This window comes from Bradyrhizobium australafricanum (assembly GCF_020329495.1).
GTDB lineage: Bacteria > Pseudomonadota > Alphaproteobacteria > Rhizobiales > Xanthobacteraceae > Bradyrhizobium > Bradyrhizobium australafricanum.
Map to the genome: position 1 here is coordinate 13,871 of NZ_JAGKJL010000007.1, position 12,973 is coordinate 26,843.

Sequence of the window (12,973 nt, forward strand, 5' to 3'; positions counted from 1 at the left end):
GAGGAGATAGCGATGACGACGACCGTTCAGGATCAGGACCAACAACAACACGCCGGCAACGCTGCGATCGAGCGATCGGCGGCCTACTACCGGCTGAAGGCCGATGTCGAGGATTTCTACTACCACGAGGCCGATTTGCTCGACGACCGGCGCTTCCGCGACTGGCTCGAGCTACTCACCGACGACATCAGCTATTTCATGCCGATCCGCCGCAACGTGAAGTTCGGCCAGCAAGCTGCGCGCGAGAACACCAAACGCGGCGAAGGCATCAGCTGGTTCGACGAAGACAAATGGACATTGACCAAGCGGGTCGAGCAGATCCTGACCGGGGTGCACTATGCTGAGGAGCCGCTGTCGCGGATCACGCATATGGTCAGCAATGCGCAGATCAAGGGCGCGCGGCCCGACATCGATGCAGCCCATGAGCTCGATGTCACCAGCCGCTTCCTCGTCTATCAGAACCGCGTCGAGTACGAGACCTACATCTTCGTCGGCCGCCGCAACGACGCGCTACGCCTGACCGACACTGGCTGGAAGATCGCGCGGCGCGAGATATTGCTTGAACAGAATGTCCTGCTGGCCAAGAATCTCACCACGTTCTTCTGAACGAGGCCAATTCCGAGTGGGCCAAGCGTAGCAGGGGTAGCGATGATTGACGTGATGGCGATCAAGGTGGGGACGCGGCTGAAACTCGAGGCCGGCGTCGTCGCCGAAGTGGTGGAGAACATGGACGATGGCCAGTGGTTGCAGGTGCGCTATCTGGAGTGCCCTGCCCGGCCCGCCGACGTCGGCACGGTGGAGCTGTGCCACGCCCAGGACGTCATCAAGGTGCTCAGCGAGTAGTTCCAGTCAACGGACCGACGATCATGCTGCGATTTGAATACATGCCGAGCGATTTTCATCCGCTGTTCCTGTTCCTCGGCGAAGCCGCCGATCTCGCCGCCCTGGCGATGCTGCTGCGCCACTTTGCCGAGAACCCGCAGAGCATTGCCGTGGCGGAGCGGATTCCCGGCGCCGTCTCGCGCGACGCGCTCGTGCTGGCGCCCGCCGACGACGAATTCGGCATGCGCGATCTCGGCGGCCGGTTTGCCTGGAAGCTGACCGATTGGCAGGCGGAGCGGATCGCCGAGCGCATCGAGCTGTTAACCCCCGAGGATAGCAAGTCCGGCTCGGAGATCGTCGAGATCGGCAGTGACGGCGAGATCCCGGTCAAGCTGTCGCGTGGCGAATTCACCGACGACTTCCTGATCACGCGCAGATAGCGGTGTTCGCGTGAGTACACACCGCAAGCCAAAGGTCCTGATTGCCGGCGCCGGGATCGGCGGTCTCGTCGCCGGATTGTCGCTGCTGCAGCGTGGCATCGAAGTCGAGATCTTCGAGCAGGCGTCCGAGCTGCGCGAGCTTGGCGCCGGTGTCCAGCTCAGCGCCAACGGCACCAGCGTCCTGATCGCGCTCGGGCTCGAGGAGGAGATGCGGGCCATCGCCTGCGAGCCCTCGGGCAAGGAAATCAGGCTGTTCAGCACCGGGCGGACCTGGAAACTGTTCGACCTCGGCGCCTCCTCGCGCGCGATCTATGGCGCGCCCTACTGGATGGTGCATCGCGGCGACTTCCACCGCGTGCTGGTCGACGCATTCACGGCTCGAGCACCGGGGCGGCTGCATCTTGGCAGCCGCTGCACCGGATTTGATCAGGACGACGACGGCATCTGGCTGCACCTTGCCAATGGCGAGCGTCGGCGCGGCGACGTCGTGGTCGGCGCCGACGGCGTACACTCTGCAATTCGCCGGCAGATCGGCGGCGACACCAAGCCGTTCTTTTCGGGCGTGGCCGCCTGGCGTGGGCTGGTGCCGATGGAACGGCTACCGCCACCGCTCAGGCGCGACGTCGGCACCAACTGGATCGGCCCGGGCGGCCACGTCATCACCTATCCGGTTCGCCGCGGCGAGTTGTTGAACTTCGTCGGTATCTTCGAGGGTGAGAGCTGGTCGGTCGAATCGTGGACCGAACGCGGCACGCGCGAGGCCTGCAGCGGAGCCTTTGCCGGATGGAATCCGCAGATCCACACCATTATCGCGAGCCTCGATATTCCCTACAAATGGGCGCTGCTCGGCCGCGACCCGCTCGATCGCTTCGTCGTCGGGCGCGCCTGCCTGCTCGGCGACGCCGCGCATCCGACGTTGCCGTTCCTGGCGCAAGGCGCCAACATGGCGATCGAGGATGGCATGGTGCTGGCGCGCTGCCTCGAACGCTTCCCGCCCGAGGAAGCGCTGCAGCGCTATCAGGCCGCGCGGCTGACGCGGACGAACGCGATCGTGGTGAAGTCGGCCGAGAATGCCAGGCGCTTCCATAATCCGGCACTCGCCGACGCCGAAGGCGCCGATGCCTATGTCTCGCGCGAATGGCAACCGGACCGGGTGCGCGAGCGCTATGACTGGCTGTTCACCCACGATGCCCTGCGTGTGCCGCTTTGACGGGACGAGTTTCGCGGGCCCGCCTCACTGAACGGGATGGCGTCCGCGGCGCACTGGACGTTCCGGGGGTGGTGGCGGAGGAGCGAAGAAGGGATTGACGATGCACATCGCAGAGAGACCCGATGCCGTCGCCTGACACTGCGGGATCGAGGTGTAGCTGCAATCGATGTGGTCTCCGGCCATCGGCCCGTTATAGAGATGCAAACAGACCGGATAGTTCGGATCATAGGCCTGTCCGGCGGCAGGTCGGGCCAGCGCGACCGCGAACGCAGCGATCGCCAAAAGTTTCAGGCGCATCGGATTCTCCTTATTGCTCGGACCGTTTCCTCACAACTGCCGTAGTTAGTCAACCGCACTGGGGACACGACGGCCATACAGTCTTGAGCGACGGCAGGCGGCAAGCCTGAGCGCGCTAGTTGGCGGACTGGCGTTGTCGCTGCCCCCGTTGCTTTGGCGGCTTTTTCGGACCTTTGTAGAACGGATTGACCGAACACGTCGCGGAGCGCCCCGAGGCCGTCGCCTGACACTGCGGAAGCGACGTGTAGCTGCAATCGATATACTCGGGCGTCAGCCTGCCGCCATAGACTTCCAGGCACACCGGATAGTTCGGATCGTACATTTGCGCGGCGGCGGGCTCGGCGAGACCGGCGCCGAGGGCGGCGATGATGATGAATTTCAAACGCATCGAATTCTCCTCAAGCCTGGTCCGGATCGCCGGGCGCGTGGCTATCGCTGTTCGTCGGCCGGCTTGCCGTCGCCCTCACCGAGGCAGCGGATCATGAAGGCCGTCGTGTCCCGCGGCAGCACTTGCGCGGCGCGCGCCTTGAGACGGCATTCGAGCTGCGCGATCTGGCGCGCCCGCTGCCGTTCGGACGGCAGCGTCGATTGCCGCAACCGCCGCAACGTCATCGGCGAGCCGTCCGACTCGAAGCTCAGCTCGTATTTCTTGCCGTTCTGGTCGGTGGCGGCGCAGGTGATGGTGGACACCTGCCGCGTGATGAAGCTTCCGACCTGACGGCATGAGCCCGTCGACATCTCGACCAGCGGCACCGGCAGACCATCCACCCGCGGGCGGTCGCTGGACTTCAGCAACATGCGGTCAACCGCGAGCTCGAACAGATTGTCCTGGGTGCGCTCGGTGCTCTCGCCGGAGAACGAGATGATGTGGCTCTTGTCGGCGGGATCGTCGAGCACCACGGTGAATTCGGAACGGCCGCGCAGGGTGTGGAAGTAAGCGACTGCCTTGCAGGTGTAGCTGCGACCGGCGACGGTGACATTGCGGCAAGTGCCGGACATCAACGCGTACAGATCGACGTCGTAGACCGGACCGGCGGCAACGGCCAGCGCCGGCCAGCAGAGGACGGCAGCCGCAATCAATTGAGCGAAACGGGGGATCATGCTGAAGCGGTCGAAAACACGGTCGCTGGAGGGGTCCATGGCGCAAGGTCGCTGATTTCCACGGACTGTGCAACGACGAAGCAGGCCTAAATGTGGACACCCCGCGAACGGCTGGGGAACGCAGTACAATCCGTGCTGAAAGGCCGCGGCGTCAGATTTGCGGGCCGGACAGCGTCACCTCGCGCTCGGCGCGGAACACGTTGCTATAGAGGTTCGCGATCCACTGGCGGCCGCTTGCCGTCATGTTCAGGCAGTTGATGGCGCCCTGAATGTGTGGCGCAACCATGTTCCAGTAGAATTGCGGATAGCGGTCGACGATATCGGCCGGCGACTCATAGCCGAGCTGGCGGTTGATGCCGACCTCCTCGAACTCGTGATAGAGCGCGTTGGCCTTCCTGATGTAGTTGGGATCGCCGAGCTGACCGATGAAATCGGCCGCCCGGACGATCGACGCCTCATCGTCATATTGCTGGCCTTCGGGCGCCGGAAACCGCGTGCCCTCGATGTTGCGCGCGACGCGCTCGCGATCGAGCGGAAGGACGGCCTCGAGCCTATCGAGCACATACAGCTTCGAGCGGTCGACATGATACGGCATCAGGCCGGCATCCGACGAGCCACGCGGCAGCACCACCTTGTTGCCGGAGGCATCGATGACGTAGCCATCGGGTCCATCGCCTTTCAAAAGTCCGCGCACATAGCCGATGTCGTGAGTCAGGCAGGCGATGATGGTGTGGGTGTAATCCTCGGCGGTGACGTGGGTGTGCAGCGCGCGGCCGCGGATGATGTCATGCCCGGCGAGCGTGACCAGCATCGTGTGCTCGACATTGTGGTAGAGCGCGTCGCTGTTGCCGATGCATTCCAGCGCGATGCGCGCGGCGGCAGGCAGGAGTTCACCGAAGCGCGCCTGCGAAGCGCCGAAGGTGCGGCTGACATGCGTGGCGAGAAACTTCTCCAAAGCACCTGCCGCCAACTCAGGTAACGTCATCATCGATGCAGCCCCCGACCGCGCAACGTTCCTCGCTCGCCCCGATCTCACGCCGTAGTTGGGCAGCGACTATAGCGTATCTACGGGCGTGCGGCTACGCGCTGACGGGCGTGACGATTCGCTCCGGCCGTACTTTCCCGGTCTTGTCGGCTGCGACGCCAGAGCTGCTGATAGTGGCATGAACCCTGCATGATTCGGGTCAGACCGGGTTAACCCCACTGATAAAGGCCGTCATGCTCGTTACGCTCGTCGCCATCCTCTGCAATGCTCAACTCTGCATGGAAAAGGTCGTCACCACGAGTGACCAATCCGGCATCACCATGGGCGCCTGCGCAGTGAATGCGCAGATCGGCATCGCCGATTGGCTCGCCAAGGGGCCGTATCACGAATGGCACCTGCAGAGCTATAAATGCATCATGGGCAAGTACGTACCCAAAAACGAAGTGTGATGTGTGCTCACAGCCCCGGACGGGGCTGATCCGCTTCGACCGGAACAGCCTGCGAAACCACCGCGCAGGCGCCCGCGCCTCGAGTCAAAGTCCAATTTATGGGCTATCACTGTCGTTAACGACGGTGAGACATGAGGTCGCCCTGGAATGCCCGCAACGCCGCTGATTGCCTATGCGCATGTCGGCAAGAGTTTTGACAGTGGTCGCGTGGTGGCGGTCGACGACGTCTCGCTCGACGTGGCCGAGGGTGAATTCCTGGCGATCGTCGGCGGCTCGGGCTCCGGCAAGACGACGCTGCTGAGGCTCGCCAATCGCCTGATCGAAGCCGACCACGGCCGGATCGCGGTCGAGGGTGAGGATGTCAGCCGCATCGACCCGATCCTGCTGCGGCGCCGCATCGGCTATGTCTTCCAGAGCGGTGGGCTGTTTCCGCATCTGTCCGTCGCCGACAACATCGGCATCACGCCACATCTGCTCGGCTGGACGCAGGCGGAGATCGCGGCGCGGGTGGATGAACTGCTCGACCTTGTGCGGCTCGACCGCTCACAATATCGCGAGCGTTTGCCGCACGAACTCTCCGGCGGCCAGCGTCAACGCATAGGCGTCGCGCGTGCGCTGGCTGCGAAGCCGCGCATCGTGCTGATGGACGAGCCGTTCGGCGCGCTCGATCCGCTCACCCGCGACGCGCTCGGCGACGATTATCGAACGCTGCACCACGAGCTCGGCCTGACCACGGTCATGATCACCCACGACATGACCGAGGCGTTGCTGCTGGCCGATCGTGTCGCGGTGATGCGCGGCGGCAGGCTGCTGGCCCAGGGCACGCCGGCGGAACTCTCGGCCAGCACCGATGGCTATGTCGGTGAACTGATGCGCACGCCGCGGCGGCAGGCGGAACGCCTGGGCGCTTTGCTGCCGCGGGGCGACACGGCATGACTCTATCAGCCGATCCGCGCTGGACCGAGGCGCTTTCCCATCTGCCCGACTATCTCGGCAATCATGTGCGGGTCAGCGTCGCCGCGCTGGCGCTCGGGCTTCTGATCAGCCTGCCGCTTGCGATCATCGCGCGTAACCGGCCGGTGCTGCGCACGACGTTGCTCGGGCTTGCCAGCATCGTGCAGACCGTGCCCGGTCTCGCGCTGCTCGCATTGTTCTATCCGCTGCTGCTGGCGCTCGCCGCGTTGACCGCGGCGTGGCTCGGCTTCAGCTTCTCCGCCTTCGGCTTCCTGCCCGCCGTGCTGGCGCTCGCTCTCTATTCGATGCTGCCGGTGTTGCGCAACACCATCACCGGCCTGTCCGGGGTCGATCCGGCGGTGCTGGAAGCCGCCCAGGGCGTCGGCATGACGCCGCGGCAATCGCTCACCATGGTCGAGCTGCCGCTGGCGCTGCCGGTGATGATGGCCGGGATCCGCACCGCGGCGGTATGGGTGATCGGCACCGCCACCTTGTCGACGCCGATCGGCCAAACCAGCCTCGGCAACTATATCTTCGCGGGATTGCAGACCCAGAACTGGGTGTTCGTGCTGTTCGGCTGTTTCGCTGCGGCCGTGCTCGCGCTTGTGGTTGACCAATTGCTGGCGCTGATCGAGAACGGCTTGCGCAATCGCAGCCGCATCCGGACGGCGCTCGGCGGGCTCGGTATCGCCGCCCTGATCGCGACGACGCTGGTGCCCGCGATCGCGCGCCCGCATGCGGGCATCGTGGTCGGCGCCAAGACGTTTACCGAGCAATATGTGCTGTCGGCGTTGATCGCGCAGCGGCTACAGGCGGCCGGCCTTCCGGCCACGACCCGCGCCGGCCTCGGCTCCAACGTGATCTTCGACGCGCTCGCGGCCGGCGATATCGATGTCTATGTCGACTATTCCGGAACGTTGTGGGCCAACCAGTTCCACCACACCGACATCAAGCCCCGCGCCGAGCTGTTGGGCGAATTGCAGACAACGCTGGCGAAGCAAGACATCACGCTGTTCGGCGAGCTCGGTTTCGAGAATGCCTATACGCTGGTGATGCCGAGGAAGCGCGCCGAAGAGCTCGGCATCCATTCGATCGCCGACCTCGCGTCACGCGCGGCGACGATGTCGATCGCCGGAGACTATGAATTCTTCTCGCGGCCGGAATGGACCGGCATCCGGAAGGCTTATGGGCTGACGTTCCGCGCCCAGCGTCAGATGCAGCCGGATTTCATGTATGCGGCGGTTGCCTCCGGCGAGGTCGACGTGATCGCGGGCTACACCAGCGACGGACTGATCGCGAAATACGATCTTGTCACGCTCGAGGACAACAGGCACGCCATCCCGCCCTATGACGCCATCGTCCTGCTGTCGCCAAAGCGGCGCGACGACGAGACGCTCAAGGCGGCGCTGCGGCCGCTGCTCGGCAAGATCGATATCGCCGGGATGCGCGAGGCGAATTTGCGCGCGTCGGGCAATGACGCATCATCGTCGCCCGACGCCGTGGCGCGCTGGCTGTGGGACAAGATTGGGCCCCACTGAACGGCCGCGCTCTGCGCCTCAGGCCCTGACCTCCTGGCGCTGGAACAGGACGTAGCCGGCGACGAACAGCACGATGGTGCAGGCGATCAGGCCGACCGTCTGCGGCCAGGCGATCATCACGCTCTGGCCGAACGGCAACGGGGCCCCCATCACGGCGCCGCGGATCTGGTCGAGGAACATTGGGCCGAGCGTGCGCGTGGTCGGCGACAGCACCGCCAGCATCGCCTCGCCAAACAGATCATTGGGCGAGAAGCGCTGCAGCAGCTGGGTCCAGATCGCCGTGCCCGGCGTATCGAGGCCGAGCGCGGCGAAGCGCGGATCGGGCGGCACGATGGCCTGGGCGATCGCGGGCGCCAGCATTGGCCACAACACGGTCAGGAACAACCAGATGCCGAGCACCACCAATGCCGCGGTCGCCGGCGAGCGGAACACGATCGAGAGCAGCATCGCGAGCGACAGCCAGACCCCTGCATAGAAGATCGCGATCACGAGGAAGGCTAGCGAGCGGGCGATCTCCTCGCCGCCCGGCGGAACGCCGAGGAAGATCAGGCCGAGGCCGATCACCAGCAGCCACAGCGCGGTGAGGCTGATCGCGATGGTCGCGAGCCCGGCGAGATATTTGCCGAGCAGCAGCGCGTCGCGATAGATCGGCTGCGCCAGAATCCGCGACAGCGTGCGCCGGTTGTGCTCGCTGTTGATCAGGTCGAAGCCGAGCCCGATCGCCATTAGCGGAATCAGGAAGCCGAGGATGGCGACAAAGGACGGCAGCGGCGCCTGGCTCACCGTGAACAGCCGCAACAGCAGGAATGGATCCTCCGCGGTGTTCTGGCGGAGCGCGACGATCGCCTCATAGAGCGCCGCCATCGCGGTCAGCACGATCAGAAGCTCGAGCATCAGCATGCGGACGCTCGAGATGTTGTCCGACAGCTCCTTGACGAAGACGGCACCGACGCCCTGGAATGCTGAACCTTCACGCCGCATCGCGCACGCCTCCTGACGGGGTGGCCTGGAAATAATGGGCGTAGATCGCCTCGAGGCTCGGCTCGTCGACCGAGAGCCGCCGCAACGCGCCGTTGGCCGCGACCACCGCGCGCGCGGCATCGGCCCGGACGTCGCGGTCGGCGGTCATGCGGAAGCGGTCATCGGCGAGCGTCTCGACATTGCCGACGCCCGGGATCGCCGCGAGCCGCCGCGCAATGCCCGCGCCGTCGGCCTCGACCTCGACGACGAAGCCAGCGCCCAGCACCTGGACCGAGAGCTCGGCCACCGAACCCATCATCGCGATCTTCCCGGCCCGGAACAGCGCGACGCGATCGCAGACGCGCTGCACTTGGTCGAGCATGTGCGACGACAGCAGCACGGTAACGCCCTCAGCCTTCAACTCCCTGATCAGGTCGAGAAATTCAATCGTCGCCTGCGGGTCGAGACCCGTGGTCGGCTCGTCGAGGATGGCGATCTCGGCGCGTTTGACGATGATCTCGGCGAGCCCGAGCCGCTGCCGCATGCCGCGCGAAAACGTCGCGACGCGCCTGTCGGCGACGTCGAGCAGACGCACGCGGGTGAGCGCCGCCGCGATCCGCCGCGAGCGTTCGGCCATCGATAGGCCCATCAACTTGGCGGCGTAAGCGAGGTTCTCCACCGCAGTCAGGTGGTCGTAGAAGCCGACAGCGTCGGGCAGATAGCCGACCCGCCGCTTGACCTGCAACGGCTGCCGCGCGGGATCGAAGCCGAGCACGCTGACCCGGCCGGCCGAGATCTCGGTGAGGCCGAGCATCATCAGGATGGTCGTGGTCTTGCCGGCGCCGTTCGGGCCGAGCAGCCCGAACACCTCGCCCTTGGCGATGTCGAAATTGATGGCGTCGACGACGCTGGTCTTGCCGTAGCGCTTGGTGAGATCGCGTGCCGCGATGACGGTGTCGGGCCGTGTTGCAGCACTGTTGTTCCGCTGCTCGCTCATCGCCGTCCGAACCTCGCAACCGCACCCAGCATCAACAGCAGCGCGACGCCGATCACCCCGGCGCCGGCCATGCCCCAGACGGTGGAAGTGCTCACCGTGACGCGGAACTGGCTCGACGCCGTCTCGCCGCGCGAGGTAGCGCGCATCGCGAGCTGGTAGTCGCCGGCGAGCGACTTGTCGCTCGGCGTCACCAGCGCCTGAACCTCAGTGTCCTTGCCGGGTACCAGACGCTCGATCTTGGCGGGCTGGAACGTGACCTTCCAGCCGTTCGGCGCCGTCGCGGCGAGCTCGATGTTGTCGGCCGGCGCAGTGCCACTATTGGTGACCACGACCGGGATCGTGCTCTGCTCGGCGGCGACCGCACGCGCGCTCAGCAGCCCGTCACGGCCGGAGAGCTGAAGCTGCGGCTGGCCCGCGACGTCGAGTGCCACCTCGGTCTGCGCCGACGCATCCTCGGCGTTGACGGTGACCTTGACCGGGAAATGCCCGGCATCGATCGCGCTCGGCGGCCGCACCTTGAGCTTGATGTCCTTGGATTGCCCGGCATCGATCGGGATCGACGACAATTCCTGTGTGCCATAGGCCTCGGTGAACGAGGTCTCGAAGTTTTGCGGCGCCGCCGCGGCGAAGCTTGCGACCAGGTTGCGGCCGCTGTCGTTCTTGATGGTCAGCGTGTATTCGAAATTCGATTTCGGGCTGCCGCGCAATTCGGGAAGTTTCGACGTCACCGTCAGCTTTGCCGGCAACTCCTTGGCGAGCGCGACCACGATCGGCAACGTCGCCTCGCTGCCCTGCCCTTCGGCCTTCACCGTCAGGGTCTGCTCGGCGAGCGAAGCGTTGGCTGGCACGTCGAGCCGGAGCTGCAGCGGCACGCTGGAGTCGGGCGCCGGCATCGCGGCCGCGACCGGCTGGCCGCCGCCGAGCAGCGTCGCAGTCCAGCCACTCGGCACGCCCCCGACCGATAGCTTGTAGCGCTGCGGGCCGAGATCGTAATTCTGCAGACGCAGCGAGATGTTGGAGGTGGTGCCGGGCCTGATGGTGACGGCCGGATAGTCCGTCATCAAGTAGAGCCCCTTGATATCGTGCGGCGGCTCCGCGGCGGAGTCTGAGGGAACGGCAAGGGGGATAGCAAGTCCGAAGGCGGCGACAAGGCGCGCAACATCGAGCGCTCGCATGGGCAAACACTCCTGCAAGAAGGGCGGGATTGGCTGACTTGACGCTGCGCTGATGAACACCGTGGCAGCGGCGCGACAGATAATCGCAACAATCGTGACGAAATCTCGGCGGCGTAATTACAAATGAGTAATGCGCGCGGTTTCGCGCGACGACCTTCGTCTACCGACGTTAGTCTAGTTCACGATGCGATCGCTGTGATGTGCGGAGCGGTTGTCACGAGGAGCTCGCAGCGCAGTTGCGGTTGGCGACAATGGATTGCTTCCGCCTTAGCCCGAAGGCCGCGAAGCATGCTCAAAGTCCCTTGATGATCCCCGCGTCGATCAACAGGCGATTGAAGCGGCGTGCTTCTGCGCCGTCCTTGCAGGAATAGAATGCGCCGTTGCAGCGAAGCATGATCGCCTTCTGCTCCTCGAACGACGGATCGAGCGGAATGCCCGCGGCTTCCTGAATCACCAGCGGCAGATAGGCGGCGTCGATCGTGTCCATCACCGCCGGGCTCTTCACGGGTTCGAAGTTGACGGCGTCGATCGCATAGTAGGTCGCATAGTAACGCGGATCGTAATCCATCAGCTTCTTGCCGATGCCGGCCTCGTCGAGATCGGGATCGAGCAACTGCGGCGAGAATTCCGGCTGATGATCGCCGTAACGCACGATCAGGAAAGGCTGCGCCGGAAACTTCTTCTTCAGCGCCGCGACGAAGCCGGCATAGTCGCCAGCGCTCATCGCCTGCCGGCGCAGATATTCGTCGACCGCGGGCGTATTGCCCGGCCGCTTCCACGACGGCAGCAACTCGGGACGAAATTTGGTTTCCCAGGGGAAATGATTGGCGGCGAGATAGACGAAGGCGAACAGCGGCGTGCCTGACGTCTTCTGCTCGGCCATCAGCTTCAGCGCCTTGTCGTAGAAGAAGCTGTCGGGCTCGACATCCTTCGCATGCAGGTCATGCGCGTCGTAGAAGCGCTGGATGCCGGTCGTGGTCTGGAAGTTGCGCGCGCTCATGAAGGCGCCGAATGCGGGATAGAGCGAGAGCGTGTCGTAGCCGCAGCGGCGCAGCGCCAACGGCAGGCCGCGCTCCACGCGTCCCGATGCGATGCGGGTGACGAAATAGGAGAACCGGCCGAACGAGCGTGAGGACAATCCCGCAAGCACGTTGTACTCGGTGAACCAACTCGGCCCGCCATTGCTCTCGGCGAGGAATTTACGCTCGACGCCGTCATAGGACTTGAACTGGCTGCCATAGCCCGGCGGCACCTTGACGCCGGAGGCGGCGCGGATGTCGAAACTCGATTCATCATGGATCATGATGATGTTCGGCCGCCGCCCGGCGGGATGGCAGGCATCGACCAGGGGCATCTTGAGCTGATCGCTCGCGCTCGGATCCGACTCCATGAAGCCATAGGCGACGAAATCGGACACGGCCGTGACGCCGGAACGCGCGAACTTCGAGAGGTAGCCGTCGTCGTAATAGCCGCGCCAGGCCTCGTCCGGCCAGGCGAAGGCATAGCCCGAGAGCGCCGCGGTGCAGGCAAGGCACGCCGCCGCAGCCGGCAGGCGGCGAATGCGGAACGGATCGAGCCACCACAGCGCGTACATCAGGGGCAGCGTGACGAGGCCGGCGCCGATGATCGACCAGCGCAGGCTTGGGAAGATCGTCAGCAGGAACGCCGCGGTGTCGCGGTCAATCACCATCAGGTCGACGAAGTTCGCGGTCATCTGCACCACGTCGTGCTTGAAGCGCGACAGCAGCACCAAGACCACGACCAGTGTCAGCGACAGCGCGCCCGACAGCGCCGGCCGGCGCAGCAGCGCGATGAACAGGAAGTTCAGGATTCCCCAGGTGAGCAGGAAGCAAAGCCGCGAGCCGAAATCGGTCTCGGTGCGCAGCATCAGGATCAGCGCGCCGAAATGCGGTGCCGCGACCGCCATCAACCGCCAGATGCCGAGCGCGGCAAGACCGCCGGCCAGTGCGGCAACGGAGGAGTTCTGCTGAGGCGCGGGCGCCATGGGCGGGACGCAATACAACCCGGCGCAATGCCACCGCCTT

The 12,973-nt window shown here is 65.0% G+C and carries 15 protein-coding genes; 7 read left to right on the top strand and 8 right to left on the bottom strand.

Annotated elements, in window-relative coordinates:
• Nucleotides 1-12: 12 nt before the first annotated feature.
• Genes J6525_RS08450 through J6525_RS08465 form a run of 4 tightly spaced genes read left to right on the top strand, consistent with a single transcriptional unit; the run spans nt 13 to nt 2,472 of the window.
• A complete protein-coding gene (locus J6525_RS08450) occupies nt 13-606 on the top strand; it encodes a 3-phenylpropionate/cinnamic acid dioxygenase subunit beta (RefSeq protein WP_225643588.1) in 594 nt (197 codons plus the stop codon).
• 42 nt (nt 607-648) lie between these two features.
• Entirely contained in the window at nt 649-843 is a 195-nt protein-coding gene (locus J6525_RS08455; RefSeq protein WP_028342366.1) for an SH3 domain-containing protein, read from the top strand.
• A 23-nt stretch (nt 844-866) separates the two neighbouring features.
• The gene (locus J6525_RS08460) at nt 867-1,262 is read left to right on the top strand and encodes a hypothetical protein (RefSeq protein WP_225643591.1); all 396 of its coding nucleotides are present in this window, start codon (nt 867-869) and stop codon (nt 1,260-1,262) included.
• 10 nt (nt 1,263-1,272) lie between these two features.
• The gene (locus J6525_RS08465) at nt 1,273-2,472 is read left to right on the top strand and encodes an FAD-dependent monooxygenase (protein WP_225643593.1); all 1,200 of its coding nucleotides are present in this window, start codon (nt 1,273-1,275) and stop codon (nt 2,470-2,472) included.
• A gap of 24 nt (nt 2,473-2,496) precedes the next feature.
• Here the strand turns inward: J6525_RS08465 and J6525_RS08470 are convergent, their stop codons facing one another.
• From J6525_RS08470 to J6525_RS08485, 4 genes are all read right to left on the bottom strand, one after another.
• On the bottom strand, nt 2,497-2,769 hold the full coding sequence (locus J6525_RS08470) for a DUF3551 domain-containing protein (RefSeq protein WP_225643595.1): 273 nt from the start codon (nt 2,767-2,769) through the stop codon (nt 2,497-2,499).
• A gap of 115 nt (nt 2,770-2,884) precedes the next feature.
• Nucleotides 2,885-3,157 carry a DUF3551 domain-containing protein gene (locus tag J6525_RS08475; protein ID WP_092089968.1) on the bottom strand — a complete coding sequence of 91 codons (273 nt, stop codon included), beginning with the start codon at nt 3,155-3,157 and terminating at the stop codon, nt 2,885-2,887.
• A 41-nt stretch (nt 3,158-3,198) separates the two neighbouring features.
• Nucleotides 3,199-3,909, bottom strand: coding sequence for a hypothetical protein (locus tag J6525_RS08480; protein WP_225643598.1), 711 nt, complete (start codon nt 3,907-3,909; stop codon nt 3,199-3,201).
• A 112-nt stretch (nt 3,910-4,021) separates the two neighbouring features.
• A complete protein-coding gene (locus tag J6525_RS08485) occupies nt 4,022-4,858 on the bottom strand; it encodes a hypothetical protein (protein ID WP_026193124.1) in 837 nt (278 codons plus the stop codon).
• A gap of 230 nt (nt 4,859-5,088) precedes the next feature.
• Between J6525_RS08485 and J6525_RS08490 the strand changes: the two genes are divergently transcribed.
• From J6525_RS08490 to J6525_RS08500, 3 genes are all read left to right on the top strand, one after another.
• Complete coding sequence (locus J6525_RS08490; RefSeq protein WP_016844293.1) at nt 5,089-5,304, top strand: hypothetical protein; 216 nt, start codon at nt 5,089-5,091, stop codon at nt 5,302-5,304.
• A gap of 147 nt (nt 5,305-5,451) precedes the next feature.
• Complete coding sequence (locus J6525_RS08495; RefSeq protein WP_225643600.1) at nt 5,452-6,240, top strand: ATP-binding cassette domain-containing protein; 789 nt, start codon at nt 5,452-5,454, stop codon at nt 6,238-6,240.
• On the top strand, nt 6,237-7,796 hold the full coding sequence (locus J6525_RS08500; RefSeq protein WP_225643602.1) for a glycine betaine ABC transporter substrate-binding protein: 1,560 nt from the start codon (nt 6,237-6,239) through the stop codon (nt 7,794-7,796). Before J6525_RS08495 ends, J6525_RS08500 begins: the two co-directional genes overlap by 4 nt.
• Nucleotides 7,797-7,814: 18 nt before the next feature.
• Here J6525_RS08500 and J6525_RS08505 read toward each other — a convergent pair whose 3' ends face one another.
• The 4 genes from J6525_RS08505 to J6525_RS08520 form a co-directional block, all read right to left on the bottom strand.
• Complete coding sequence (locus tag J6525_RS08505) at nt 7,815-8,777, bottom strand: ABC transporter permease (protein ID WP_225643604.1); 963 nt, start codon at nt 8,775-8,777, stop codon at nt 7,815-7,817.
• Nucleotides 8,767-9,753: an ABC transporter ATP-binding protein gene (locus J6525_RS08510; protein ID WP_092089964.1), complete on the bottom strand. Its 987-nt coding sequence runs from the start codon at nt 9,751-9,753 to the stop codon at nt 8,767-8,769. The genes J6525_RS08505 and J6525_RS08510 overlap by 11 nt, the downstream gene beginning before the upstream one ends.
• The gene (locus J6525_RS08515) at nt 9,750-10,928 is read right to left on the bottom strand and encodes a COG1470 family protein (RefSeq protein ID WP_225643606.1); all 1,179 of its coding nucleotides are present in this window, start codon (nt 10,926-10,928) and stop codon (nt 9,750-9,752) included. The genes J6525_RS08510 and J6525_RS08515 overlap by 4 nt, the downstream gene beginning before the upstream one ends.
• Before the next feature lie 292 nt (nt 10,929-11,220).
• Nucleotides 11,221-12,933: a sulfatase-like hydrolase/transferase gene (locus tag J6525_RS08520; protein ID WP_092089962.1), complete on the bottom strand. Its 1,713-nt coding sequence runs from the start codon at nt 12,931-12,933 to the stop codon at nt 11,221-11,223.
• Between the last annotated feature and the right edge of the window lie 40 nt (nt 12,934-12,973).